General features: G+C 38.4%; 19 protein-coding genes, 3 rRNA genes and 1 pseudogene. 15 read left to right on the forward strand and 8 right to left on the reverse strand.

Annotation, left to right across the window (positions count from 1 at the left end; all coding sequences use genetic code 11):
• Window position 1: 1 nt before the first annotated feature.
• The gene (gene fadB / locus PSA_RS02500) at window positions 2-2,179 is read right to left on the reverse strand and encodes a fatty acid oxidation complex subunit alpha FadB (RefSeq protein ID WP_042147669.1); all 2,178 of its coding nucleotides are present in this window, start codon (window positions 2,177-2,179) and stop codon (window positions 2-4) included.
• Window positions 2,180-2,442: 263 nt separating this feature from the next.
• Here fadB and PSA_RS02505 point away from each other — a divergent pair, with 263 nt between their 5' ends.
• The 4 genes from PSA_RS02505 (at window position 2,443) to PSA_RS02520 (ending at window position 8,002) form a co-directional block, all read left to right on the forward strand.
• Window positions 2,443-4,335 carry a transglycosylase SLT domain-containing protein gene (locus PSA_RS02505; protein ID WP_042147827.1) on the forward strand — a complete coding sequence of 631 codons (1,893 nt, stop codon included), beginning with the start codon at window positions 2,443-2,445 and terminating at the stop codon, window positions 4,333-4,335.
• Window positions 4,336-4,415: 80 nt separating this feature from the next.
• Window positions 4,416-5,738: a Xaa-Pro dipeptidase gene (gene pepQ / locus PSA_RS02510; RefSeq protein ID WP_042147667.1), complete on the forward strand. Its 1,323-nt coding sequence runs from the start codon at window positions 4,416-4,418 to the stop codon at window positions 5,736-5,738.
• Between the two features lie 104 nt (window positions 5,739-5,842).
• Window positions 5,843-6,457 carry a YigZ family protein gene (locus tag PSA_RS02515; RefSeq protein WP_042147664.1) on the forward strand — a complete coding sequence of 205 codons (615 nt, stop codon included), beginning with the start codon at window positions 5,843-5,845 and terminating at the stop codon, window positions 6,455-6,457.
• Window positions 6,458-6,550: 93 nt separating this feature from the next.
• A complete protein-coding gene (locus tag PSA_RS02520) occupies window positions 6,551-8,002 on the forward strand; it encodes a TrkH family potassium uptake protein (protein WP_042147661.1) in 1,452 nt (483 codons plus the stop codon).
• 49 nt (window positions 8,003-8,051) lie between these two features.
• Here PSA_RS02520 and trkA read toward each other — a convergent pair whose 3' ends face one another.
• From trkA to def, 4 genes are all read right to left on the reverse strand, one after another.
• Window positions 8,052-9,428: a Trk system potassium transporter TrkA gene (gene trkA / locus PSA_RS02525; RefSeq protein ID WP_042147657.1), complete on the reverse strand. Its 1,377-nt coding sequence runs from the start codon at window positions 9,426-9,428 to the stop codon at window positions 8,052-8,054.
• A 26-nt stretch (window positions 9,429-9,454) separates the two neighbouring features.
• Window positions 9,455-10,744 (reverse strand): 16S rRNA (cytosine(967)-C(5))-methyltransferase RsmB, encoded by a 1,290-nt coding sequence (gene rsmB / locus PSA_RS02530; protein WP_042147654.1) that lies wholly within the window; start codon window positions 10,742-10,744, stop codon window positions 9,455-9,457.
• A complete protein-coding gene (gene fmt / locus PSA_RS02535; RefSeq protein ID WP_042147651.1) occupies window positions 10,741-11,700 on the reverse strand; it encodes a methionyl-tRNA formyltransferase in 960 nt (319 codons plus the stop codon). Before fmt ends, rsmB begins: the two co-directional genes overlap by 4 nt.
• An 83-nt stretch (window positions 11,701-11,783) precedes the next feature.
• Window positions 11,784-12,305, reverse strand: coding sequence for a peptide deformylase (def, locus tag PSA_RS02540; protein WP_042147648.1), 522 nt, complete (start codon window positions 12,303-12,305; stop codon window positions 11,784-11,786).
• Window positions 12,306-12,429: 124 nt separating this feature from the next.
• On the opposite strand from def, the gene PSA_RS02545 reads away from it, so the two are divergent.
• From PSA_RS02545 to hemF, 6 genes are all read left to right on the forward strand, one after another.
• Entirely contained in the window at window positions 12,430-13,551 is a 1,122-nt protein-coding gene (locus PSA_RS02545; protein ID WP_042147644.1) for a LysM peptidoglycan-binding domain-containing protein, read from the forward strand.
• Window positions 13,552-13,576: 25 nt separating this feature from the next.
• Window positions 13,577-14,662 (forward strand): DNA-processing protein DprA, encoded by a 1,086-nt coding sequence (gene dprA, locus PSA_RS02550; RefSeq protein WP_042147641.1) that lies wholly within the window; start codon window positions 13,577-13,579, stop codon window positions 14,660-14,662.
• 12 nt (window positions 14,663-14,674) lie between these two features.
• Window positions 14,675-15,148 (forward strand): DUF494 family protein, encoded by a 474-nt coding sequence (locus PSA_RS02555; protein WP_042147637.1) that lies wholly within the window; start codon window positions 14,675-14,677, stop codon window positions 15,146-15,148.
• A gap of 165 nt (window positions 15,149-15,313) precedes the next feature.
• Window positions 15,314-15,880 (forward strand): type I DNA topoisomerase, encoded by a 567-nt coding sequence (locus tag PSA_RS02560; protein WP_042147633.1) that lies wholly within the window; start codon window positions 15,314-15,316, stop codon window positions 15,878-15,880.
• 20 nt (window positions 15,881-15,900) lie between these two features.
• A complete protein-coding gene (locus tag PSA_RS02565; RefSeq protein ID WP_042147630.1) occupies window positions 15,901-16,464 on the forward strand; it encodes a Sua5/YciO/YrdC/YwlC family protein in 564 nt (187 codons plus the stop codon).
• 11 nt (window positions 16,465-16,475) lie between these two features.
• Window positions 16,476-17,390 carry an oxygen-dependent coproporphyrinogen oxidase gene (hemF, locus tag PSA_RS02570; protein WP_042147627.1) on the forward strand — a complete coding sequence of 305 codons (915 nt, stop codon included), beginning with the start codon at window positions 16,476-16,478 and terminating at the stop codon, window positions 17,388-17,390.
• A 54-nt stretch (window positions 17,391-17,444) separates the two neighbouring features.
• Here hemF and PSA_RS02575 read toward each other — a convergent pair.
• Both PSA_RS02575 and PSA_RS02580 read right to left on the reverse strand, forming a co-directional pair.
• Window positions 17,445-18,277 (reverse strand): annotated as a pseudogene (locus tag PSA_RS02575) (methyl-accepting chemotaxis protein).
• A gap of 71 nt (window positions 18,278-18,348) precedes the next feature.
• Complete coding sequence (locus PSA_RS02580) at window positions 18,349-18,795, reverse strand: group II truncated hemoglobin (RefSeq protein ID WP_042147622.1); 447 nt, start codon at window positions 18,793-18,795, stop codon at window positions 18,349-18,351.
• Window positions 18,796-18,835: 40 nt separating this feature from the next.
• On the opposite strand from PSA_RS02580, the gene aroE reads away from it, so the two are divergent.
• Together aroE and PSA_RS02590 are read left to right on the forward strand one after the other, a co-directional pair.
• A complete protein-coding gene (aroE, locus tag PSA_RS02585; RefSeq protein ID WP_042147619.1) occupies window positions 18,836-19,669 on the forward strand; it encodes a shikimate dehydrogenase in 834 nt (277 codons plus the stop codon).
• Between the two features lie 3 nt (window positions 19,670-19,672).
• Window positions 19,673-19,900 carry a DUF1488 family protein gene (locus PSA_RS02590; protein ID WP_042147616.1) on the forward strand — a complete coding sequence of 76 codons (228 nt, stop codon included), beginning with the start codon at window positions 19,673-19,675 and terminating at the stop codon, window positions 19,898-19,900.
• An 8-nt stretch (window positions 19,901-19,908) separates the two neighbouring features.
• Here PSA_RS02590 and PSA_RS02595 read toward each other — a convergent pair whose 3' ends face one another.
• Window positions 19,909-20,442, reverse strand: coding sequence for a gamma carbonic anhydrase family protein (locus PSA_RS02595; protein WP_042147613.1), 534 nt, complete (start codon window positions 20,440-20,442; stop codon window positions 19,909-19,911).
• 646 nt (window positions 20,443-21,088) lie between these two features.
• On the opposite strand from PSA_RS02595, the gene PSA_RS02600 reads away from it, so the two are divergent.
• The 3 genes from PSA_RS02600 (at window position 21,089) to rrf (ending at window position 26,188) form a co-directional block, all read left to right on the forward strand.
• Window positions 21,089-22,631: ribosomal RNA gene (locus PSA_RS02600) — 16S ribosomal RNA — on the forward strand.
• Window positions 22,632-22,971: 340 nt separating this feature from the next.
• Window positions 22,972-25,860, forward strand: a 23S ribosomal RNA gene (locus PSA_RS02605).
• 213 nt (window positions 25,861-26,073) lie between these two features.
• Window positions 26,074-26,188: ribosomal RNA gene (rrf, locus tag PSA_RS02610) — 5S ribosomal RNA — on the forward strand.
• Together the 16S, 23S and 5S rRNA genes form the textbook arrangement of a ribosomal RNA operon.
• The last annotated feature ends 88 nt before the right edge of the window (window positions 26,189-26,276 follow it).

A 26,276-nucleotide genomic window follows, 5' to 3' on the forward strand; every position in this document is an offset into this window, starting at 1 on the left:
GTTATACGCCCTCTACTTGATAAAATTTACGGCCTTGATCAGCCCATTGACGTGTTAAATCTGATACTTGGTAAATAGCACCTAAATCAGCATATTTATCGGCAGTTGCTACAAAATTAGCTAAACCAACTTGATCTAAGTAACGGAATGCGCCGCCTCTGAATGGAGGGAAGCCGATACCGTAAATAAGTGCCATATCTGCTTCTTGCGGAGATGCAATAATATCTTCTTGTAAACAAAGTAAAACTTCATTTAGCATAGGGATCATACATCGGTCTATAATTTCTTGTTTAGAAAACTCTTTTTCTGAATCACAAATTGAGCTTAATAATTCAATTGCTGCTGGGTCGTTTTTCTTTTGTGGACGGCCTTTTCTATCTGGTACATATTGATAGAAACCAGCAGAGTTCTTTTGACCAAAACGATTATTGTTAGCAAATAATGCAACGGGGTCTTTTTCTTGAATTGCCATGCGTTCAGGGAAGCCAGCTGCCATAACACCAGTACAATGGTTTGCTGTATCTAGTCCAACAACATCTAATAAATAACCAGGACCCATAGGCCAGCCAAATACATTTTCCATTACTTTATCAACTTTAGCGAAGTTAGCACCTTCAACAACAAGTTGGTTAAAACCAGCAAAGTAAGGAAATAAAACACGGTTTACGAAAAATCCTGGGCAGTCATTTACAACGATTGGCGACTTGCCAAGTTTTAAAGCGTAATCAACAACGGCACCAATAGTTTCATCAGAAGTATCTTTACCACGAATGATTTCAACTAAAGGCATACGATGAACTGGGTTAAAGAAATGCATACCACAGAAGTTTTCAGGTTTTGTTAACGCACTTGCTAATTCATCAATTTGAATCGTAGATGTATTTGACGTTAAAACAGTGCCTTCTGGCATATCTTGTTCTAGCTTAGCTAAAACAGCTTGTTTTACTTTTGGGTTTTCTACAACAGCTTCAACAACAATATTAGCTGTATTGAGGTCTGAATCGTTTAGCGTTGGTTTGATAGCAGATAAAGTTTTTACCATTTTATCTAATTTCATACGACCACGTTCTACTTGTTTACCAAGAAGTTTTGACGCTTCGCCCATGCCTAAATCTAATGCACTTTGTGCAATATCTTTCATGATAATTGGCGTGCCTTTATAGGCAGATTGATATGCAATACCACCACCCATAATACCTGCACCAACAACTGCTGCTTGTTTAATATCAGTTGTACTTGTTTTTGCTTGTTTGCGTGCTTTGTTCTTTAAGTATTGATCTGCTAAGAAAATACCTACTTGAGCGGCTGCTTCATCTGTTTTAGCCAGTGCTGCAAAATTAGCATTTTCAATTGCCATCGCTTCAGTACGTTCACTATTAGCTGCTGCTTTTAATGTTTTAATCGCCATTAAAGGTGAAGGGTAATGGCCTTTCGTTTTACCAAAAACCATACCTTGAGCTGTCGCAAAGCTCATACCCTGTTCTAGTTTGTTCATAGCAAGTGGTGCTAGCTTTTGTGCACGCTTTGTTTGCCAATCTAACTTACCATCAATTGCTTGTTCTAGTACTTTAATGCTTGAGCTATATAATTTATCTTTTGCTACTACGCTATCAAGTGCACCAACAGCTAAAGCTGGTTTTGCTCTATGCTCTTTACCTGTGGTGATCCAAGTCATTGCGTTATCAGCGCCTATAATACGTGGTAAACGTACTGTGCCACCAAAGCCAGGCATAATGCCTAAACGTACTTCAGGTAAACCAATTTTCACATCATCACTGGCTACACGGTAATCTGTTGCTAATACCCACTCACAGCCGCCACCAAGTGCCATACCATTTACAGCACTTACAGTTGGGAAAGGTAAGTCTTCAAGTGCATCAAATACGTCAGTCGCATTTTTAATCCACTGAGTTAATTGTTCTTGTGGTAAATCAAAAGTAGGTAAAAATTCAAAAATATCAGCACCGATAATAAAGTGATCTTTATCACTGGTAAAAACCATGCCCTGAATATCATCACGTTTAGAAAGTTCAGCAAATGCAACACCACATTCTTGAAGTGTTTGTTGTGATAATTTATTGACAGAGCCTGGTACACAAAATTTAAATTCGGCAATTGATTTTTTTGTAATCGCGTCTTCGATGAAGGTAACTTCAAAGCTATCGCTTTTATATAACATTTTTATCTCCCTGGTTATTCTTCTAACTCAAACTGTAGTTAAGAAGTAAAATTAACTGGTACGATGAGTGTGGTTTTTATGCAGTTTCGCCTCTTTAAATAAAAATAGCAATAAATTTTCTCTGTTTCTTAACATTTGGTTAAAAACTACATGTTAAGGTCAGTTATTCAGCGCATTTTAAATTCTTTATTAAGATCGTTTGATAAAGTGCTAATTTAGTAGGGTTAGAGAATATTCATAAGGATTATTTTTTAGTGACGATTATTAAAAAACTTTTTATTTCAGCTGCGCTATTTTCTAGTATTTCACTTGCTAGTTTTTCAGCTGATGCAATTCCTGTAGAGCATAAAGCTTTTATTTCAGCAGAAAAAGCGGCTTTATCGGGCAATAAAAAAAGATACCAAAAAGCTTTAGCTAATTTAGATCACCCATTAAAGCCTTATGTGAAAATGGCATATTTAAAAAAGTATCCTTATTTATCTAATGAAGCCGATATAGAATCTTTTTTAAATATTTATCAAGGGTCACCATTAGAGTGGCCTGTACGTGGAGCTTGGTTAAATAATTTAAAAAAGAGAAATAAAAAAGCGCTTTTTATTAAGTATTTTAAACCAACAAGCAGCGCAGCTTTAACTTGTACAAATCTAAATTATCAATTGCAATTAGGTGCGCCTCAAAGCGCCATATTGCAACAAGTAACAGATTTATGGGTTGTTGGAAAATCTCAACCAAAAGAGTGTGATGCTTTATTTAAAAAGTGGCGTAAACAAGGTTATATGACGCAAGAGCGCATATGGCAAAGGTTGACGTTAGCTGCACAAAAAGGAAAGCATACTTTAATTCCTTACCTTAAATTACAACTTCCTAAAAATGAGCAATACCTAGCTGACTTATATCATAAAATGCGAAAAGACCCATCAGCATCTGCGGGTTTATATCGGTTTAAAAATGCCAATCTAAAAGAAGCTGAAATTGCTATTTATGGTATTAAGCGCTTAATTTGGCGCGATGATGATTTAGCTTTACGTGCTTGGCGAAAACTAGATGTGAAATTTAAATTCACTGAACAACAAAAGCAGGGGGTTTATTATACTTTTGCTTTGGCCCTGGCATCTTCTAAGCATAAAGAAGCTAAGTTTTGGTTAAACAAAGTAGCAGTTGAAAAACACGATAAAAAGCTAATGCAATGGCAGTTGACTAATATGCTGCAAAGTGTTGATTGGCCAGGTATTATTGCGTACTTTACCGGTAAAGAAAATTTATCTAATGGTCAAAACTATTGGTTAGCTTATTCGTACCAGCAGCAAGGCAAAAAGCAAAAAGCAGAATCTCTTTGGTCTGAAATTGCAAAGAAACGCAATTATTATGGTTTTATGGCAGCTGCAAGATTAAGTTTACCTGCGCAAATGCAATATCAAGAAACTGTAATCGCACCATTATTAATTGAAAAAGTATCTCAAGCGCCTGGTTTTATTCGAGCAAAGGCGTTAGCTGAATTAAAACGTACCACTTCTTCTAGACGTGAATGGAATTATTTAATTAATACTTCCTCAAAAGAAGAAAAGTTAGCAGCTGCACAATTAGGCAGTCAATTAGATTGGCATGACCGTGTGATTTATACAATGGCGCAACTTAAAAAATTTCACCATTTAGATTTGCGCTTTCCTGAGGCTTTTGAAAGTTTATTTAAAAGATATAGTCATAAAAGTAAAATAGATATCACATGGAGTTATGCTATTTCTCGAAGAGAAAGCTCTTTTGCGCCTGATGCAAATTCCCATGCGGGAGCTTTAGGTTTAATGCAAATATTACCAAGTACCGCTAAATATATTTCTAAGTCGAGTATTTCACGTAGAAAACTTTATGATCCAAAAACAAATATTAAGCTGGGATCGCAATATTTAAGTTATTTAAAACGTAAGAATAATGGCAATGAGATTTTGGCAACGGCTTCTTATAATGCCGGTTATCATCGCGTGAAAAGGTGGCTACCCAAAGATCCTATCGCTGTTGATTTATGGATAGAGTCTATTCCATATAGTGAAACACGTGATTACGTGAAGAATGTATTTGCTTATAGGCAAGTTTACCATACAAGAATGGGTAAAACTGATAATTTATTTGATGATTTACTCACGATGACAATTCAAAAATGATGCATACTTCATCAATGATTATCATGTGTTAAACTGACACAAATCGTTATTATTTTAATCTCACACATTTAGGAAAAATAATGGATAAACTCGCTTCTTTATATGCTGAACATATTACGACTTTACAGCAACGAACTAAAACGCTGCTAGAGCGAGAAGGACTTGAGGGTTTAGTTATTCATTCGGGTCAGGCAAAACGTCAATTTTTAGATGATATGAGCTATCCGTTTAAAGTTAACCCGCATTTTAAAGCTTGGTTACCGGTTGTAGATAATCCACATTGTTGGTTAGTGCTAAATGGTACTGATAAACCAAAATTAATTTTTTATCGTCCGGTAGATTTTTGGCATAAAGTACCTGATGAGCCAGGTGATTATTGGGCTGAATATTTTGATATTCAATTATTACAAGTGCCAGATCAAGTTGAACAGTTATTACCTTATGATAAAGAAAAGTATGCTTACTTAGGTGAATATGTAGAAGTTGCTAAAGCGTTAGGATTTAAAGAATTAAACCCTGAACCAGTGCTTAATTATATTCACTATCATAGGGCATATAAAACAGCTTATGAACATGTATGTTTACGTGAAGCTAACCGTTTAGGTGTTAATGGTCATCAAGCAGCTAAAGATGCTTTTTTTGCTGGCGGTTCTGAGTTTGATATTCAAAATGCGTATTTATTAGCGACACGTCAAGGTGCAAATGAAGTACCTTACGATAATATAGTGGCATTAAATGAAAACTGTGCAATTTTACATTACACACATTTTGATCAGCTAGCACCTAAAACGATACGTTCATTTTTAATAGATGCTGGTGCAAGTTTTAATGGTTATGCATCTGATATCACACGTACATATGATTTTAATAAATCAGGTCAATTTGCAGAACTGATCAGTGAATTAAATGCACAGCAACTACAAATGTGTGAGGGTTTAAAGCCGGGTGTTAAATATGGTGATTTGCATGTTGATTGTCATATGCGTATCGCAAAATTATTATCACAATTTAATATTGTAAATTTATCTGCTGAAGCCATTATTGAAAAAGGCATCACTAAAACTTTCTTCCCACATGGTTTAGGTCATCACTTAGGTTTACAAGTACATGATATGGGCGGTTTTATGGCTGATGAACGCGGCACGCATCAAGCTGCTCCTGAAGGTCATCCTTTCTTACGTTGTACACGTACAATAGAAGTGAACCAAGTATTTACCATTGAACCAGGTTTATACTTTATTGACTCATTACTAGGAGACCTATCAAAAACAGATAATAACCAGTACATTAATTGGGATAAAGTAGCTGAGTTTAAGCCTTATGGCGGCATTAGAATTGAAGATAATATTATTGTTCACCGTGATCATAATGAAAATATGACTCGTGACTTAAAGTTAGTCTAGTTATTTTTGTAGGCGGTAATTTTTTATATGAGAAATTACCGCCTACTGTCTATTTACCAGAGTAGGCGGGGCTTTAGCCACGCTATAAATTATAGATTAAAGCCATGCCACAAGAATATAAAATCCCTTCCGCAGCTGTTTTTTATCAAGAAGATATCAAAAAAAGTAAATTTATTGTACATATCGCACACACTCCAGATTTAGAGTCAGCGAAAGCATTTATTAAGAGTATTGGTATTAAATATCCTGATGCAAGGCACAACTGTTGGGCGCATGTTGCAGGTGAACCGAGTGGCAGTCATGTTTTTGGCTTTTCTGATGATGGAGAGCCTAACGGTACCGCAGGCAAGCCTATGCTAAATGTGTTAATGGGGTCTGGATTAGGTGAAATTACAGCAGTGGTAACACGTTATTTTGGTGGCATTAAACTTGGTACGGGTGGTCTTGTTCGTGCATATGGCGGCAGCTTAAATAATGCCATGCTGGAATTGACAACCGAGACTAAAATTCCTGAAGCAATAATTTATGGTATTTCAGAGTATAGTCATCAAGGATTGATTGAAAATATATTAACGGCTTATAAAGTTTTAGATATTGAAAAAACATTTACAGCTCAAATTGCTTGGCAAATAAAAATTGATAGCAGGGAAGTCGAGCGTGCTTTAGCTGAAGTATTTGAGAAAACAAATGCAAGAGTTGAATTTAAGTTAAAAGAATAATTTGTTAGCTGTTATTTTTTAAGTCAATTTAAAGTAATCTATATGCATTAATTACTTCCGAATAAAATCGGTATGTAGGATAAATATTATCTAATGCAGTTTCGTACTATTATCAGAATCCTCGGGTTATTGGTTGCGCTTTTCAGTGTCACTATGATCCCTCCTGCACTTGTCTCTTTGATTTATAAAGATGGTGGTGGTTTTCCTTTTGTTCTTGCCTTTGTATTTAGTGTCATCATAGGTTTATTGACTTGGTATCCTAATAGAAGTGAAAAAGCAGATTTAAAAGCCCGAGAAGGGTTTTTGATTGTTGTTTTATTCTGGTTGGTATTAGGTGCGTTTGGTTCTCTACCTTTAATATTTCTTGAAGAGCCAAATTTATCTTTAGCTGATGCGGTATTTGAATCTTTTTCGGGTTTAACTACAACAGGCGCAACTGTTTTAACTGGCATAGAGTTCCTTCCTAAATCAGTATTGTTTTATCGTCAGCAATTACAGTGGTTAGGTGGTATGGGGATCATTGTATTAGCTGTTGCTGTTTTACCTATGTTAGGAGTTGGTGGTATGCAGCTTTATAGGGCTGAAACACCGGGTCCGGTGAAAGACTCTAAAATGACGCCGCGTATCGCTGATACGGCAAAACACCTTTGGTATATATATGTATCACTTACTTTAGCTTGTACTTTAGCTTATTGGAGTGCGGGAATGGGATGGTTTGATGCGATTTGTCATGCTTTTTCTACTATCGCAATTGGTGGTTTTTCTACTTATGATGCATCTATGGGTCACTTTAATAGCCCACTCATAAATATGATATGTGTGTTCTTTTTATTGATAGCCGCAGTGAACTTTTCATTACATTATGCGGTAGTCGCAAATCGAAACTTAAGAAGTTACATTAGAGATCCAGAATTGAAAGCATTCTTGTTTATTCAAGCTGCATTAGTTTTGGTTTGTTTTGCTGTGTTGTCTTCGCATAATATGTTTGAAAGTGGTGATGAAACGTTAAATCAAGCGATATTTCAGGCTGTTTCAATTAGTACCACTGCGGGTTTTGCCACAGATAACTTTTCGGCCTGGCCTATATTTTTACCTATGTTATTAATATTTTCGAGCTTTATTGGTGGCTGTGCAGGTTCAACAGGGGGCGGTATGAAGGTTGTTCGTGTATTTCTATTGTACTTACAAGGTATACGAGAATTAAATCGTCTGGTGCATCCTAGAGCGATATATTCTATAAAACTTGGACGTAAAGCACTGCCAGATAAAGTAGTTGAAGCGGTTTGGGGTTTCTTTTCAGCTTATGCTTTGGTATTTGTCATTATCATGTTGATGTTAATGGGTACGGGCATGGATAATATTACTGCGTTTTCAGCGACAGCTGCCTGTTTAAATAACTTAGGCCCAGGATTAGGTGATGTTGCTTCTCACTTTGGTGATATTACAGATACCGCAAAGTGGATTTTAACCATAGCGATGGTATTTGGTCGTTTAGAGATATTTACCCTATTGGTACTGTTTACCCCTACATTCTGGCGGGGATAAAACAAAAAAGCGCGATTTAATCGCGCTTTTTTGTTATGCATATAAATAGTTACATAAATATAGCGCTTACTTGGAATAGTTTTTCTACCACATAGATATGCTTTTTATCGATCAAGAACATGATCACGTGATCACCTGATTCAATTACAGTACTATCATGGGCAATGAGTACATCATCATTTCTGACAATTGCACCTATGGTTGTACCTGCAGGTAACTTGATATCTCTAATTGCTTTACCCACTACTTTAGAAGTGTTTTTATCACCATGGGCAACTGCTTCTATAGCTTCAGCAGCGCCTTTACGTAATGAGTATACATTAACAATATCACCACGGCGTACATGAGTAAGCAGCGCTGATATGGTTGCTTGTTGCGGTGATATGGCAATATCAATCTCACCACTTTGTACTAAATCAACATAAGCACTACGTTGAATTAATACCATGGTTTTTTGTGCACCCATTCGTTTTGCTAACATAGCAGCCATGATATTAGCTTCATCATCATTGGTTACCGCAATAAATACATCAACCTGCTCTATATGTTCTTCAGATAGTAACTCTTGATCTGATGCATCACCACAAAACACAATTGTTTTATCCAATTGTTCAGATAGTTGTGCTGCACGTGCTGGATTGCGTTCAATCAATTTAACTGTGTGGTTTTTCTCTAAAGAACGGGCTAAACCCGCGCCTATATTGCCACCGCCTACAATCATTATTTTTTTATAAGATTGTTCAAGCTTTTGCAGTTCACTCATTACTGCACGTATGTGTTTAGTAGCAGCGATAAAAAATATTTCATCATCGGCTTCAATGACTGTGGTGCCTAAAGGTTTTATTGGCCTGCCTTGGCGGTAAATTGCAGCTACTCGGGTTTCAACATTTGGGATATGCTCTTTTAATGTTGAAAGTGCATAACCAACTAATAAGCCACCGTAGTAGGCTTTTACTGCCACTAAAGATAATTTACCTTCAGCAAACTGTAAAACCTGTAAAGCGCCAGGATAATCAATTAAACGACGTATGTACTTAGTTACAAGTTGCTCTGGCGCGATATAGTGATCTACTGGTAAATCATGATTGTGAAAAAGCTTTTCTTTATAACGTAAGTATTGCTCTGAACGAATACGGGCAATTTTTGTTGGTGTATTAAAGATACTATAGGCTATTTGACAGGCGATCATGTTCACTTCATCGGAACTGGTTACCGCAATGATCATATCTGCGTCTTCAGCTCCAGCTTGGCGTAAAATATCAGGATGGGCGCTATGTCCAGTTACTACTTGTAAGTCGTATTTATCTTGAAGTTGGTGAAGTTTATCACCGTTAATATCTATAACTGTGATTTCGTTTTTTTCACCAACCAAGTTTTCAGCTAAAGTGCCGCCAACCTGACCCGCGCCTAAAATGATAATTTTCATGATCTACCAAATATTTATTATTTTTATTAAGAGTGTTTTTTAGTTAACTTTGCATAATAAAAACCATCAGTGAGATCTGGCAGTAACTGCCATCCTGGAGTGGTTAAAGTATCATCAGAGTTTATTGCAATATGTTCTGCATCAGTTTTCTGTTCAAGGAAATTCAAAATTTGACTTTTGTTTTCTTGAGGTAAAACTGAACAGGTAGCATAAAGCAAAGTACCACCTGGTTTTAATAAAGGCCATATTTCTTGTAAAATTTGCCCTTGTAATTGAGCGAGTTTTTCAATGTCATCAGCTCTGCGTAACCATTTTATATCTGGGTGGCGGCGTATCACACCTGTCGCTGAACATGGTACATCTAATAAAATGCGATCAAATTGCTTACCATCAAACCACTCATCTGGTTTTGAAGCATCTGCACAAGTTAATTTTGCTTCTAAACCAATGCGAGTTAAGTTTTCTTGTACGCGCTCTAATCTTTTAGCATCCGCATCTAAAGCTAGTACTTCTACCTTTGCAAGCTCTAATAAATGACATGTTTTACCGCCTGGCGCTGCACATGCATCTAGTATATAGTCACCATCTTGTGGATCTAATAATCTTGCTGCTATTTGAGCTGCACCATCTTGTACTGAGCTGCCGCCAGTTTCAAACTCTGGCAAGCTAAATACATCGCATGGTTTATCTAATAGAACAGCATCATAAAAACCATCTTGTAATTTATGCGCTATATTTTTTTGATTTAGCTTTTCACTATATTGCGCTGTACTGTTTTTTGCTTGATTTACACGTAACCACATTGGAGCTTGTAGTTGGTTCGCTTTTAAAATTTGCTGCCATTTTTCAGGGTAAGCTGCTTTAACTTGATTGATAAACCAGCCTGGGTGGTTATAACGACATGCGTTAATCTCATCAGCTTGGGCTTCTAATTCAGTCTGTTGACGTTGAAAATTACGTAAAACTGCATTGATTAAACCTTTTAAGCCAGTCGCATTTAAAGTTGTTAATGCATTTACGGTTTCAGCAACTGCTGCATGTGGTGGTGTACGCATATGTTGTAATTGATATATGCCAACACAAAGTAAAAATTCAAATACTTTTTGTTTACCTTTTAATGGCTTGCTTAATAATTTAGAGCAGTAAAACTCTAAGCTTGAATAGTGACGCAATACGCCATAACAAAGTTGCTGTAATAAAGCTTTGTCTTTAACGGCAACTTTGGTGCTAGCAGTAGGTAAAGCTTGATTCAGAGATTGCTTTTCTATGATAACTTGATAAATAACTTCAGCTGCTAAGGCTCTTACATCGCTCATTCGTTTTCACCTTTGTTACCAATAATGCTATTAATTTCGACCCAATCAGCACGACCATTTAAAAAATCTTGTGCAGACATAGGTTTTTTACCTTGAGGTTGTAACTGCTCTATTTTAACTGAATTTTTACCTGTTGCTATAGTAATGCCAGTTTTATCACTTGCTAAAACTGTGCCTGGCTCACCTGTTAACTCGACAACTTTCGCTTGGTAAATTTTAACGGTATTACCTGACATTTGTGTGAAACATACCGGCCAAGGATTAAATGAGCGAATATTTCGCTCTATTTGTTCTGCATCCATAGACCAGTCTATATCAGCTTCTTGTTTAGATAGCTTGTGAGCGTAATTAGCTAGGGATTCATCTTGAGCAATTGCTTTAGCAGTACTGTTTGCTAATTCAGCTAGTGTTTCTATTAATGCTTTAGGACCTAGTTCTGCCAATTTTGTATATAGAGAGGCGCTTGTTTCATCTTGGTTGATATCGCAAGTGGTAATATTGAGCATATCACCGGTATCTAAACCTAAATCCATTTGCATTATGGTTACGCCAGATTCTTTATCGCCTGCCCATATTGCTCTTTGAATAGGTGCAGCACCGCGCCAGCGAGGTAAAATAGAACCATGCACGTTAATGCAACCTAAACGAGGCGTATCTAAAATGGTTTGCGGTAAAATTAAACCGTAAGCAACAACAACCATAATATCAGCGTTTAAGTCGGCTAATATTTGCTGTTCACTTTCAACTTTTAATGATTCAGGTTGATAAACATCAATATTATTTTCAACAGCAAGTTGTTTAACTTCACTTGCTTTTAATTTTTTACCACGTCCAGCAGGTCGGTCTGGCATAGTATATGTAGCTATGACTTGATGTTCAGAGTCTATAAGAGCTTGAAGGTGGCGAGCTGCAAAATCAGGTGTGCCCGCAAAAACAATGCGTAAAGGTTGTGTCACTAAAATTTCCTTTGGTTATAAAAATGCAAAGCATCATTATATAAGGCCACTGTGTGGCCGTTAAAATAGAGAAGCTAGGTTTTCTAGCTTTGAGCTGCTTCTTTAGCGGCTAGCTTAGCTTCTTTTTCTAATTTTTTACGAATGCGTTGACGCTTGAGTGGTGATAAATAATCAATAAATAGTTTACCAACTAAGTGATCTAATTCGTGTTGAATGCATATCGCTAATAGCTCATCTGCATCCATTTCAAATTCTTCACCTTGTGCATCTAATGCTTTAATAGTCACAAATTCTGCTCTGTCTACTTTTGCATGTGCTTCAGGTACTGATAAACAGCCTTCTTCACTGATTGTGCTGCCTGATTGTTTAATTATTTCAGGATTAATCAAAACGATTCTTTCATCTCGCTCTTCAGAAACATCCATTACAACTATGCGCTGGTGGATATTAACTTGAGTAGCAGCTAAACCAACACCGTTTTCTTCGTACATAGTGTCAAACATGTCATCAACAATCTTTCTTATTGAATCATCGACTTGTGTTACTTTTTTTGCGATAGTGCGTAGACGTTCATCAGGGAAACGTAATACTTCTAAAATTGCCATATTTACCTTTTAAAGCTGTGCTTAAAACTCTAGATTATGCTAATGTTTGTATTTTAGCCATTCGTGTTCATTTTTTACAGGTTTAGGTCAATAATAATAAAAGAAAAGACCAAAGGAAGCTTTTATGATTAAAAAAATTGCCGCTATAGCGCTTTCATTGTCGATGGCTTTTCCTGCTATCGCAGATATTTTGAAAGTTAAAAATAATGCGCCTGAGCAGTATGTAGTTAAAAAAGGCGATACGCTTTGGGATATTTCTGCCATTTATTTAGAGCAACCTTGGTTGTGGCCTAAACTATGGCGATTTAATCCTCACATTGATAATCCTCATTTAATTTATCCAGGCGATACACTTTCACTGGTTTATGATGCTGATGGTCAGCCTATGCTTGTGATGAATCAAAAATATAAAAAATTATCTCCTCATGGCCGTAAAACCATGAAGAAAGATGGTGCTATTCCTACTTTACCTCTTGAGCTTATTCGACCTTATTTAACCTATGAACAAGCTATGGATGAAAAAACCATGGCAACAAAACCTTATGTTTTAGGTGGAAATACCAATGCTAAAAATTTAGTTTCTGGCCATATTTTATATGTAAAAGGTAATTTAGAACGTAGTAAGTATTATGGTATTTATCGTAAAGGTGAAGCTTATATCGATCCAGAGACGGGTGAGCCTTTAGCACACGAAGCTATTTTAGTGGGCACTGTTCGCGCGTTTAGAAATGGCGATATTGATAATGGTGTGCCGGCATCTGTTCGTGTGAAAAATTCTAAGCGTGAAATTCATGCGGGTGACTTTTTAATGCCTGCAATGGAAGGCCAATCGTTACCTGCTTTCTTTAATTTAACTAAACCAGAGAAAGAAGTGGATGGTTCTATTATCGCTTCAACAACTAAATTAAGAGAGTTTAGTAAGTTAGATGTCGTTGTTATTGACATTGGCACTGATGATGAAATAAAACCGGGGCATATTTTTGATATTCGTCGTCAATCACCTACAGTTGTAGATGGCAGTGATGGTCCTAAGTATTTGGAAGATTCATCTCGATTTTCAAAAATAGCAGCTTCTGCGGCTGAGTTATTTGGTAGCGAAGCGAATGCCGACAGCACTGTTTGGAAAATGCCAAAAGAAAAAGTTGGTGAGTTAATGGTATTTAAGGTTTATAACAATTTAAGTTACGCCTTAGTCACAGATACGTTACAGCCTATCAGAGTAGGAGATGCTGTTAGCGTAGAGTAATAGTGACAGGCTCTAGGGAGAGAGCATGGAAAATATTAAAAAAAGCGAGCTTCGGAATTGGCTCGCTTTTTATTTATGTAAAGGGCTTGGAGTTGGGACTTTAATTCGCTTACAAGACAAGCTGCAATTATCTCAGCTAACCTCAAAATCATATAACCAACTATTAGAGCTTGGTTTAACCGCAAGAATATCAACAAACCTCATAAATACTGATTGGGCTTATATCAATCAAATAATCAATTCTATATTAGAGCAAAAAATAGAAGTGCTTTGTTATTTTGATATTCACTATCCTGAATCACTAAAGCAAATATCCAGTCCACCGTTATTATTATTTTGTAAAGGCAAACTCGACTTATTATCAACGCCACAAATAGCTATGGTAGGAAGTCGTAGTGCCACACCTAACGGGTTAACAACTGCATCGCAGTTAGCTCATGATTTAGTTGAAACTGGTTTTACTGTTACTTCGGGTTTGGCTTTAGGAATTGATGGTGCAGCACATAAAGGCGCTTTAGCATCAAAAGGACGTACTATAGCGGTGTTAGGTACAGGTATTGATGTGATTTATCCCAAAAGGCATGGTTTTTTATTTGAGCAAATACAAAATTCAGGATTATTAGTAAGCGAGTTTTTACCTGGAAGCAAACCACAAGCAAGTAACTTTCCAAGAAGAAATCGCATTATTTCAGGGTTATCTTTAGGTGTTGTGGTGGTTGAAGCTGAAATAAAAAGTGGTTCATTGATCACAACTAAATATGCTTTGGAGCAAAATAGGGAAGTATTTGCTGTGCCAGGCTCCATAGACAGTTCATTATCTCAAGGGTGCCATTTTTTGATTAAACAGGGGGCTAAATTAATCGAAAATGTGGAAGATATATTAGAAGAGGTGAGCATTTTTCCAAAAAGTTGTCTATATACTAATAGAGAGCAAGAAAAAATTAAGGAAGATGATCCAATTTTAGAGCAGCTTGGATTTGAGGTGACTCCGGTTGATGTTATTGCACAGAGGGTTCAGTTACCAATAGAACAAATATTACCTCGTTTATTAGATCTTGAATTAGAAGATAAAATAGCGCGTGTTATAGACGGCTACATTAAACTAAGGTAAGGAGGTGTTAAAATGTTCGATATCCTTATGTATTTATTTGAAAATTATATTCATAGTGAATCAGCCATATTTGTTGAAGAGAATGAATTGACTGAAGAGCTTAAACGAGCAGGGTTTCATAGTTCAGAAATATATAAAGCACTTGATTGGTTGGAGCAGTTAGCTGACTTGCAAAATAGCGATGAATTTCCATATTTAAATCGCTCACCATCACATTCAATACGAATTTTTACAGATTCAGAATGTGATAAATTAGATATTACTTGTAGAAGTTTTTTAATGTTTCTAGAACAAGTTTCACTTATTAACCCCATTACGCGAGAAATGGTGATAGATCGCATTTTTGACTTAGATAAAGAAGTTATTAGTTTAGATGATTTAAAGTGGGTTGTATTAATGGTGTTATTTAATGTACCAGGTCAAGAAGGGGCGTATGCTCAGATGGAAGATTTGATTTTTGATGAGCGAAGAGGGCAAGTACATTAAGAGTACTTGGTTTACTATTTTTAAACTTTAAATAACGATTTATGTTTTTTTATATAAACAAAAGATGAAATAGACTGTTTTATAAATAATACCCTGATAGTTTCAGGGTATTTTTTTGCCTTGTTAGGTATAATCCTTATATTAATTATCTTTGCAGGCATTGTTATGACAAAAATAGACAATGATCTTTTTAGCGCACATGAACATGCTCTAGAAAAAGAGTTTGGTGTATGCCCTGAGTGTGGATCTGAACTTGTTATTCGTCATAGTAAAAGTGGGCCATTTGTTGGCTGTGCTAGTTATCCTAATTGTGAATATACTAAGTCTTTGATTGAACATGATGTTGAGCAAGTCAAAGTACTAGATGGTTCTCATTGTCCTTTATGTAGTGAAGTGCTAGCTGTTAAAAATGGTCGTTATGGTATGTTTATAGGGTGTACAGGTTTTCCTGATTGTCACTATATCGCGCATGATAACGATGAGTCAGTTGAAGATAAATTACCTCAATGTCCAAAATGTAGCGCGGGACAATTAGTAAAGCGTAGTAATAAATCAGGACGCACTTTTTATTCTTGTAATGCTTACCCTGATTGTAATTATATATTAAATCAATTACCTATAGATCAAGCTTGTCCGCAATGTGGATGGTCGGTATTAATTGCAAAATCGACGGCGTCAGGTAAAAAATTACAGTGTCCACAAAAATTATGTGGTTATAAACAAAAAGATTAATTTTAAGAGTTAAGAAAATAGTGACTGAATTAAATAATGAATTGAATGTAATAACAGCTTTAAAACAAGGTTCTGTTATTTTTTATCCAACAGAAGCTGTATTTGGTTTAGGTTGTGATCCAGATAATGAACAAGCTGTTATGGATTTATTGGCGATTAAACAACGCTCAGTTGAGAAAGGTCTTATTTTAATTGCGGATAATTATAGCCAGCTACTACCCTATATTGATGATAGTAAAATTCCAATGGATAAAAGACCTGAAATATTTTCGTCTTGGCCTGGTGCAGTTACTTGGATTTTACCAGCTTCAGATAAAGCACCAAAATGGATTACCGGAAAATTTGATAGCATAGCAGTTAGAGTAACAAACCATGCAGATGTAAAAGCTGTATGTTCAGAGTTTGGTAAACCTTTAGTTTCAACAAGTGCAAATCTAGCCGGTTGCGATCCAGTAAAAGGTATCGAAGAAGCTAAACAGGTTTTTAACGATAGAAACCTGTTTTATGTACAAGGTGAATTAGGTCGAGCTAATAAACCTAGTCAAATAAAAGATGCTATGACTGGTGCGGTCATCAGAAGTTAATCGAGGAATATATGCAGAACGTTAGTTTAGAAAAAGTTAAAGAGTATTTCTTAGGTTTGCAAGATCGTATATGCCAAGGTTTAGAGCAAGCTGATGGCGAAGCCGCATTTGTTGAAGATGCCTGGCAAAGAGAGCAAGGCGGTGGTGGCAGAACGCGTGTCGTTACAAATGGTGCTGTTATTGAACAGGGAGGGGTTAATTACTCTTATGTTTATGGTAACTCTATGCCAGCATCAGCGACAGCACATAGACCTGAACTTGCTGGACGTAGTTTTCATGCTTGTGGTGTATCTCTTGTTATACATCCGAAAAATCCACATATTCCAACCAGTCACGCGAATGTGAGATTTTTCATCGCTGAAAAAGAAGGCGAAGCACCTATTTGGTGGTTTGGTGGTGGGTTTGACTTAACACCTTTTTACCCTCAAATGGAAGATGTAGTGCATTGGCATACGGTCGCTAAAAATGCCTGTGATCCATTTGGTGAATCAGTTTATCCTGAATATAAAAAATGGTGTGACGAATACTTTTATTTAAAACATAGAGATGAAACGCGCGGTGTGGGTGGTTTATTTTTTGATGATTTAAATAAAATGGGATTTGAGAAAAGTTTTGAATTTATGCAATCTGTAGGTGATTCATTCTTAGATGCCTATGTGCCAATTATTGAAAAAAGAAAAGATACACCTTTCACTGAGCAACAAAGAGATTTCCAGCTATACCGCCGTGGTCGCTATGTAGAATTTAACTTAGTTTGGGACCGTGGTACTTTGTTTGGTTTGCAAACAGGTGGACGTACTGAGTCTATTTTGATGTCTATGCCGCCATTAGCACGTTGGGAATATAACTATTCCCCTGAGGCTGATTCTTTAGAAGCAAAACTTTATAGTGATTACTTAAAACCAAGAGATTGGCTAGCCGAGTAATCTAAAATAGTGATTCATATTAAAGCCAGTTAATAAACTGGCTTTAATAAAATATTATTTCGTTAACTTAAAAGCTTTTACCTGTTCGTCTAAGTTTTTAGCTAAACAAAGTAGTTCTTCACTGGTTTGTTTGCTGTCATTGGCATCAATTAAAGATCTATCCGCGTTATCCCTTATTGCAACAACACTTTGATTGATTTCTTCAGATGCTAAATTTTGTTGTTCTGTGGCATCTGCAATTTGTACATTGAGCTGATTAATTTCTTGCATCTGTTCTGATATATCTTTTAAAAAAAGCGCCACTTTTTGTACTTGTAACGCACGTTGATCTGCTTCTTCACAAGATTCGCTCATTGCATCAACTGTTCGTTTCGCTTCTTGCTGTAATTTATCTATAGTGCGTTTTATTTCATCGGTTGAATCATGAGTTCTATTTGCTAAGGTTCTTACTTCATCTGCTACAACTGCGAATCCTCTGCCAGCTTCGCCTGCTCGGGCAGCTTCAACCGCTGCATTTAAAGCAAGTAAGTTCGTTTGCCCAGCAATACCTTGTAAACTCGCTAATTCAGCTGGGGATTGTGCACTTTCGTGGTCATTGCCTTTGCCATATAATTTATTCACTTTCTCAGAACGAATGATTTTAGCTTCGGTAATGTTTTTTTGACTTAATATTTTATTAGTTAAAATATCTCTATTTGCCATAGTGCCAGTAAGCATAAGGGTATTTATTGAATCAAAATAATTAGCAGCTTGATATTTGACTCTATGGTTTGCTCGGTTAGTTTTTGCTGTTGGTTAGTACCATTTATAATACTACCGAATAAAACAAAAATACCTGTAATAGCGAGGAGAATATAAATTTTGTTTTGAATAGAGAGTGAGCGCATAAATCTTATCCTGAGCATAAGTAAAAATATAATGCGCTAATACTGGCTGATTGATATTGATCTAGATTAAATTATTCATGGTTAATCATGTGAGTTGCTAATTGTAAAAAAGATTTTTTTAAATTTTGACGTAGTAAAGGGTTATCTATTTCAATATCGAGCGCTTTATCCATACAATAAATCCACTGATTTTTTAACTCTTCATCTATTAAAAAAGGTAAGTGTCTTTTTCGTAACATAGGGTGGCCATATTTTTCTGTGAATAAATCAGGACCTCCTAGCCAGCCAGATAAAAACTCAAAAAATACAAAGCGAATGCGGTCTAAAGGTTGAGGATGTAGTTCTAATAAAGGGCGAGCATATTCATCTTGCTCCATGATATCGTAAAATCGTTTTGATAAGTTATGCGCACCAGTTTCACCACCAATAATCTCATAAGGTGTTTTTTCAACTGCCGGTTTTTCAGGGGGCTTGTTTTGTGTCTGTTCTTTAGTGAAAATACGTTTTATAAGGCTCATCTGTTAAGTTAACTCCAAAACTACGATAAAAAGGATTGAAATGGATTCATATGCTGTATTTGGTAACCCAATAAAACATTCAAAGTCGCCGATAATTCATCAAATGTTTGCATTATCTGTCGGTCATCAGCTTGACTACCGCGCGATTTTAGCACCTAGAGATGGTTTTATCGATTCATTGGAGCAGTTTTTTAAAGGTCATGGAAAAGGTGCTAATATAACTTTGCCTTTTAAAGAAGAGGCTTTTCAATATGCAGATACTCTTACCTTAAGAGCAAAACTTGCAGGTGCGGTCAATACTTTAAAGAAATGTGATGATGGCAGTATTTTAGGTGATAATACAGATGGTGCTGGCTTAGTTGCTGATTTATTAAGAAATAAGGTCGTTATAAAAAATAAAAACATATTATTAATAGGTGCTGGTGGAGCAGCAAGAGGTGCTATATTACCTTTGTTGGAGCAAGAACCAGCTTCACTTACTATCGTTAATAGAACCGTTGAAAAAGCACAATTATTAGCGAAAAAATTTAAAGGGTTTGCATTAGAGAAAAACATTAGTATTTCAGCATCAAGCTTTGATTCACTACCAAAAGGTGAATACCAATTAATTATTAATTCTACCTCTACAAGTGTGACGGGGGATTTACCTGCACTAGATAAAATACATACCCAGTTTTGTGAATCTGCATATGATATGTTCTATGAAAAGAATCCAACTTCGTTCTTAAATTGGATTAAAGAAAATAATGACAATGCGAAAGTCATTGACGGTATCGGTATGCTAGTTGGTCAAGCTGCTGAGAGTTTTTACTTATGGCGTAATTCAAAGCCAAATGTAGAAGATGTTTTAATTAAATTGAAAAGTGACTTATAAACTATGAATCAAGCAATACAGTTTGTAGATCGATACACATATATAGTTGAACGAAAAGCGATACAGTTTGAAGCGATTGTCTCAGGGTTAATAGTTTATTGCTTTATTAAACACAATGGTGATCAAGTAGAAGAGTATCTAAATCAAAATAAGTTTGATTTAGAAGATCAAGCCACTGAGCTCATTGAAGATGAGGAGTATAATGAACTCGGTGAGATTTGGCTAAAATAATTGAAATATTATAAGTCTTCTAAATATTCATCTTTCAATAATACATAGTTATCGGCAGAGATCTTTAAAAAAGCGCGCTCTTGTTCAGTTAAAGGGCGAGCTTGCTTAATAGGGCTACCAACATATAAATAACCAGATTCTAATTTTTTGTTTGGGGGCACTAAAGAGCCTCCACCTATTATCACATCATCTTCAACAATAGCGTTATCCATTATAATAGCGCCCATGCCAACTAAGATTCTGTTTCCTAACTTGCAGCCATGTAGCATAGCTTGATGACCAACAGTGACATCATCACCAATAATAAGCGGGTATCCATCGGGCACTGATTCAGATTTTCTAGTAACATGTAAAACAGAACCATCTTGGATGTTAGTTCTCTCACCAATTTGAATATAATTAACATCACCTCGGGCAGCAACTAAAGGCCAAATGCTAGAATCTTTACCTAGATATAATTGGCCAACAATAACGGCTGAATCATCTACGTATGTATTAATACCAATTTTTGGTTGGATGCCTTTATAAGCGCGAATTGTCATTTTTATTCCTAAATTCAAAAAATACAGATTAATTAATACTAATACCTATTATATGTTTTATGAAAATTTGTGAAACAATAAGTTTAAGCCTAGATTTTGATAATGTTAGCCTGTTTATTGAACGAATAGGCTGGGGTTTATACAAATGTGAATTTAAACCTTTTTATTTCAAAAAAACACTTGCGCAGAATTTAAAAATGCCTATACTGCGCCTCCACCGACACAGACGGCAAGCAACAGACTTTAAGGTAAGAGACTAAAGGGATGTAGCGAGATCGACTAGGTTGGTCAGTCAAATTAAAACTTGAATTTAAACTTCTTCTAAAGAACATTAAAATTAAGTATTGACTCAAAAATTTTAAGGTGTATTATGCACCTCCGCTTCGAAGCACACCTTCAAAGCAACGTTCTTTAACAATAAGTAATCATCTGTGTGGGCACTCTTGCAGATTGAGTTCTAAAGTCACTTTTCGAAGTGACACAAAATTAGAGTCTCATTAAAATCTGTTCACTTAATCCTTTTAGGAAAGAGCGAGTGACTACACAGTCATATGCGACGTTAAGTTTAACTTTGTTAAATTTAATATCAAAAACAGAATTCATTGAGCTGTCTCATCTATTTTATAGACAAAGACAAAAAACTTTTTAATTGAAGAGTTTGATCATGGCTCAGATTGAACGCTGGCGGCAGGCCTAACACATGCAAGTCGAGCGGTAACAGAGATAGCTTGCTATCTGCTGACGAGCGGCGGACGGGTGAGTAATGCTTGGGAATATGCCTTTAGGTGGGGGACAACAGTTGGAAACGACTGCTAATACCGCATGATGTCTACGGACCAAAGTGGGGGACCTTCGGGCCTCACGCCTAAAGATTAGCCCAAGTGGGATTAGCTAGTTGGTTGAGGTAAAGGCTCACCAAGGCAACGATCCCTAGCTGGTTTGAGAGGATGATCAGCCACACTGGAACTGAGACACGGTCCAGACTCCTACGGGAGGCAGCAGTGGGGAATATTGCACAATGGGCGCAAGCCTGATGCAGCCATGCCGCGTGTGTGAAGAAGGCCCTAGGGTTGTAAAGCACTTTCAGCGAGGAGGAAAGGTTATAGTTTAATAGACTATAGCTGTGACGTTACTCGCAGAAGAAGCACCGGCTAACTTCGTGCCAGCAGCCGCGGTAATACGAGGGGTGCAAGCGTTAATCGGAATTACTGGGCGTAAAGCGTACGCAGGCGGTTTGTTAAGCGAGATGTGAAAGCCCCGGGCTCAACCTGGGAACTGCATTTCGAACTGGCAGACTAGAGTATGATAGAGGGTGGTAGAATTTCAGGTGTAGCGGTGAAATGCGTAGAGATCTGAAGGAATACCGATGGCGAAGGCAGCCACCTGGGTCAATACTGACGCTCATGTACGAAAGCGTGGGGAGCAAACGGGATTAGATACCCCGGTAGTCCACGCCGTAAACGATGTCTACTAGGAGCTGGAATCTTCGGATGACTTTTCCAAAGCTAACGCATTAAGTAGACCGCCTGGGGAGTACGGCCGCAAGGTTAAAACTCAAATGAATTGACGGGGGCCCGCACAAGCGGTGGAGCATGTGGTTTAATTCGATGCAACGCGAAGAACCTTACCTACACTTGACATCCAGAGAAGAGACTAGAGATAGACTTGTGCCTTCGGGAACTCTGAGACAGGTGCTGCATGGCTGTCGTCAGCTCGTGTTGTGAGATGTTGGGTTAAGTCCCGCAACGAGCGCAACCCCTATCCTTAGTTGCTAGCAGGTAATGCTGAGAACTCTAGGGAGACTGCCGGTGATAAACCGGAGGAAGGTGGGGACGACGTCAAGTCATCATGGCCCTTACGTGTAGGGCTACACACGTGCTACAATGGCAGGTACAGAGTGCTGCGAGCTCGCGAGGGTAAGCGAATCACTTAAAGCCTGTCGTAGTCCGGATTGGAGTCTGCAACTCGACTCCATGAAGTCGGAATCGCTAGTAATCGCGGATCAGAATGCCGCGGTGAATACGTTCCCGGGCCTTGTACACACCGCCCGTCACACCATGGGAGTGGGTTGCTCCAGAAGTGGCTAGTCTAACTGCTTGCAGAGGACGGTCACCACGGAGTGATTCATGACTGGGGTGAAGTCGTAACAAGGTAGCCCTAGGGGAACCTGGGGCTGGATCACCTCCTTATACGAAAGAACTGGTTTGCATGCCAGTGTCCACACAGATGATTATTAAACACTTTGTTCTTCGGAATGATTTGTTTATGTGCTCTTTAAAAATTTGGAAAGCTGATATAAAAATTCTAATAAATGTTTATTAAACATTTATTAAGAGTTTTCAAAAAGTAAAAGAAACGAATGATAGCCATGTTATATGGTGATGCATTCATGCCAATTTATTGTTTACTTATTTATAAGTAATTAATGATTGGCATCTACTTTAGTATTCAAAACATTAACTTCTGGCGAAGTTAACTGTCACGAAATAATACAGCGCATTGTAGTTGTAAAACTATTTTGGGTTGTATGGTTAAGTGAATAAGCGTACACGGTGGATGCCTTGGCAGTTGGAGGCGATGAAGGACGTATTAACTTGCGATAAGCTAAGTCGAGCTAGTAAAAAGCACTTGAGACTTAGATTTCCGAATGGGGAAACCCACCTATTTATAGGTATCGTTAACTGAATACATAGGTTAACGAGGCGAACGCGGAGAACTGAAACATCTAAGTACCCGTAGGAACAGAAATCAACCGAGATTTCGAAAGTAGCGGCGAGCGAAATCGAAACAGCCCTTAAGCTTTATTGTAGTTAGTAGAATGCTCTGGAAAGTGCAACGATACAAGGTGATAGTCCTGTATACGAAAGCTTATATAAAGTGAAATCGAGTAGGTCGGGACACGTGATATCCTGACTGAATATGGGGGGACCATCCTCCAAGGCTAAATACTCCCAACTGACCGATAGTGAACCAGTACCGTGAGGGAAAGGCGAAAAGAACCCCTGTGAGGGGAGTGAAATAGAACCTGAAACCGTGTACGTACAAGCAGTAGGAGCAAAGCTTTGCTTTGTGACTGCGTACCTTTTGTATAATGGGTCAGCGACTTATATTTTGTAGCGAGGTTAACCGAATAGGGGAGCCGTAGGGAAACCGAGTCTTAACTGGGCGACTAGTTGCAGGGTATAGACCCGAAACCCGGTGATCTAGCCATGGGCAGGTTGAAGGTTGAGTAACATCAACTGGAGGACCGAACCCACTTACGTTGAAAAGTGAGGGGATGACTTGTGGCTAGGAGTGAAAGGCTAATCAAACCGGGAGATAGCTGGTTCTCCCCGAAATCTATTTAGGTAGAGCCTCGGATGAATACTGACGGGGGTAGAGCACTGTTTGGGCTAGGGGGTCATCCCGACTTACCAACCCCATGCAAACTCCGAATACCGTTAAGTAATATCCGGGAGACACACGGCGGGTGCTAACGTCCGTCGTGAAGAGGGAAACAACCCAGAGCGCCATCTAAGGTCCCAAAGTGTATGTTAAGTGGGAAACGATGTGGAAAGGCCCAGACAGCCAGGAGGTTGGCTTAGAAGCAGCCACCCTTTAAAGAAAGCGTAATAGCTCACTGGTCGAGTCGGTCTGCGCGGAAGATGTAACGGGGCTAAACATACCACCGAAGATGCGCCTGCGTACTTTGTATGCGGGGTAGGGGAGCGTTCTGTAAGCCGTTGAAGGTGTACCGGGAGGTATGCTGGAGGTATCAGAAGTGCGAATGCTGACATGAGTAACGATAATGGGGGTGAAAAACCCCCACGCCGGAAGACCAAGGGTTCCTATCCCATGTTAATCAGGGTAGGGTGAGTCGACTCCTAAGGCGAGGCCGAAAGGCGTAGTCGATGGGAAACGGGTTAATATTCCCGTACTTATTATGAATGCGAAGGGGGGACGGAGCAGGCTAAACAAGCATGGCGTTGGTTGTCCATGTGAAAGTGCGTAGGCTGATGACTTAGGTAAATCCGGGTTGTCATTAAGGCTGAGACACGAGACGAGTCACTACGGTGATGAAGTTGTTGGTGCCATACTTCCAGGAAAAGCCTCTAAGCTTCAGTTTATAATGAATCGTACCCCAAACCGACACAGGTGGTCAGGTAGAGAATACTAAGGCGCTTGAGAGAACTCGGGTGAAGGAACTAGGCAAAATTGTACCGTAACTTCGGGAGAAGGTACGCCAACATTAGGTGAAGCGCTTTACGTGTGGAGCTGAAGTTGGTCTCAGAAACTAGGTGGCTGGGACTGTTTATTAAAAACACAGCACTGTGCAAAATCGAAAGATGACGTATACGGTGTGACACCTGCCCGGTGCCGGAAGGTTAATTGATGGGGTTATCTTCGGAGAAGCTCTTGATCGAAGCCCCGGTAAACGGCGGCCGTAACTATAACGGTCCTAAGGTAGCGAAATTCCTTGTCGGGTAAGTTCCGACCTGCACGAATGGTGTAACCATGGCCACGCTGTCTCCACCCGAGACTCAGTGAAATTGAAATCGCAGTGAAGATGCTGTGTACCCGCGGCTAGACGGAAAGACCCCGTGAACCTTTACTACAGCTTGGCACTGAACATTGAACCTACATGTGTAGGATAGGTGGGAGACTTTGAAGTAGCGTCGCTAGATGTTATGGAGTCAACCTTGAAATACCACCCTTGTAGTTTTGATGTTCTAACGTAGGTCCCTAAGCGGGATTGCGGACAGTGCCTGGTGGGTAGTTTGACTGGGGCGGTCTCCTCCCAAAGAGTAACGGAGGAGCACGAAGGTTTGCTAAGTACGGTCGGACATCGTACGGTTAGTGTAATGGTAGAAGCAAGCTTAACTGCGAGACAGACACGTCGAGCAGGTACGAAAGTAGGTCATAGTGATCCGGTGGTTCTGAATGGAAGGGCCATCGCTCAACGGATAAAAGGTACTCCGGGGATAACAGGCTGATACCGCCCAAGAGTTCATATCGACGGCGGTGTTTGGCACCTCGATGTCGGCTCATCACATCCTGGGGCTGAAGTCGGTCCCAAGGGTATGGCTGTTCGCCATTTAAAGTGGTACGCGAGCTGGGTTTAGAACGTCGTGAGACAGTTCGGTCCCTATCTGCCGTGGGCGTTTGAGAATTGAGAGGGGTTGCTCCTAGTACGAGAGGACCGGAGTGAACGAACCGCTGGTGTTCGGGTTGTCATGCCAATGGCATTGCCCGGTAGCTACGTTCGGAACTGATAAGCGCTGAAAGCATCTAAGCGCGAAGCAGGCCTCGAGATGATTTCTCACTAGTGCTATAAGCACTCTGAAGGGCCGTTGGAGACTACAACGTTGATAGGCAAGGTGTGTAAGGGTTGTGAGGCCTTGAGCTAACTTGTACTAATTACCCGTGAGGCTTAACCATACAACGCCAAAGTGGTTTTGTGTGTGATAGAAACAAGCAAGAAGTTAGTGTTAACTAAAGTAGAATAGTTTTACGATATCTGTATCAGCAGACCGAATTTATTAAAGAACAAGAACAAAGCGAATTAGGAATGATTTTATAAATTACATCCATGTAATTTACCCTAGCGGGGCGCACTAAAGTGCGTTAAAAATTGTTCCAGACAATTTTTTGCTTGGTGACAATAGCGTTTTGGACCCACCTGATCCCATGCCGAACTCAGAAGTGAAACGAAACAGCGCCGATGATAGTGTGGGGTTTCCCATGTGAAAGTAGGACATCGCCAGGCTCCTAATTAGTAAAAATCCCAACTCATTGAGTTGGGATTTTTGCGTTTTAGAGTCTAATATTATTCAGTCTAAAGATGCCAATACATC

The sequence above is a fragment of the Pseudoalteromonas sp. '520P1 No. 423' genome (assembly GCF_001269985.1).
GTDB lineage: Bacteria > Pseudomonadota > Gammaproteobacteria > Enterobacterales > Alteromonadaceae > Pseudoalteromonas.

What these genes read in the sequence shown, in the direction of transcription:
- aroE (WP_042147619.1), top strand. Translation starts at nt 18,836, where the DNA reads ATGGATTCATATGCTGTATTTGGTAACCCAATAAAACATTCAAAGTCG.
- dprA (WP_042147641.1), top strand. Translation starts at nt 13,577, where the DNA reads ATGGAAAATATTAAAAAAAGCGAGCTTCGGAATTGGCTCGCTTTTTAT.
- PSA_RS02555 (WP_042147637.1), top strand. Translation starts at nt 14,675, where the DNA reads ATGTTCGATATCCTTATGTATTTATTTGAAAATTATATTCATAGTGAA.
- fadB (WP_042147669.1), bottom strand. Translation starts at nt 2,179, where the DNA reads ATGTTATATAAAAGCGATAGCTTTGAAGTTACCTTCATCGAAGACGCG.
- def (WP_042147648.1), bottom strand. Translation starts at nt 12,305, where the DNA reads ATGGCAATTTTAGAAGTATTACGTTTCCCTGATGAACGTCTACGCACT.
- PSA_RS02595 (WP_042147613.1), bottom strand. Translation starts at nt 20,442, where the DNA reads ATGACAATTCGCGCTTATAAAGGCATCCAACCAAAAATTGGTATTAAT.
- PSA_RS02545 (WP_042147644.1), top strand. Translation starts at nt 12,430, where the DNA reads ATGATTAAAAAAATTGCCGCTATAGCGCTTTCATTGTCGATGGCTTTT.
- PSA_RS02520 (WP_042147661.1), top strand. Translation starts at nt 6,551, where the DNA reads ATGCAGTTTCGTACTATTATCAGAATCCTCGGGTTATTGGTTGCGCTT.
- PSA_RS02580 (WP_042147622.1), bottom strand. Translation starts at nt 18,795, where the DNA reads ATGAGCCTTATAAAACGTATTTTCACTAAAGAACAGACACAAAACAAG.
- PSA_RS02560 (WP_042147633.1), top strand. Translation starts at nt 15,314, where the DNA reads ATGACAAAAATAGACAATGATCTTTTTAGCGCACATGAACATGCTCTA.
- trkA (WP_042147657.1), bottom strand. Translation starts at nt 9,428, where the DNA reads ATGAAAATTATCATTTTAGGCGCGGGTCAGGTTGGCGGCACTTTAGCT.
- hemF (WP_042147627.1), top strand. Translation starts at nt 16,476, where the DNA reads ATGCAGAACGTTAGTTTAGAAAAAGTTAAAGAGTATTTCTTAGGTTTG.
- PSA_RS02590 (WP_042147616.1), top strand. Translation starts at nt 19,673, where the DNA reads ATGAATCAAGCAATACAGTTTGTAGATCGATACACATATATAGTTGAA.
- PSA_RS02515 (WP_042147664.1), top strand. Translation starts at nt 5,843, where the DNA reads ATGCCACAAGAATATAAAATCCCTTCCGCAGCTGTTTTTTATCAAGAA.
- rsmB (WP_042147654.1), bottom strand. Translation starts at nt 10,744, where the DNA reads ATGAGCGATGTAAGAGCCTTAGCAGCTGAAGTTATTTATCAAGTTATC.
- pepQ (WP_042147667.1), top strand. Translation starts at nt 4,416, where the DNA reads ATGGATAAACTCGCTTCTTTATATGCTGAACATATTACGACTTTACAG.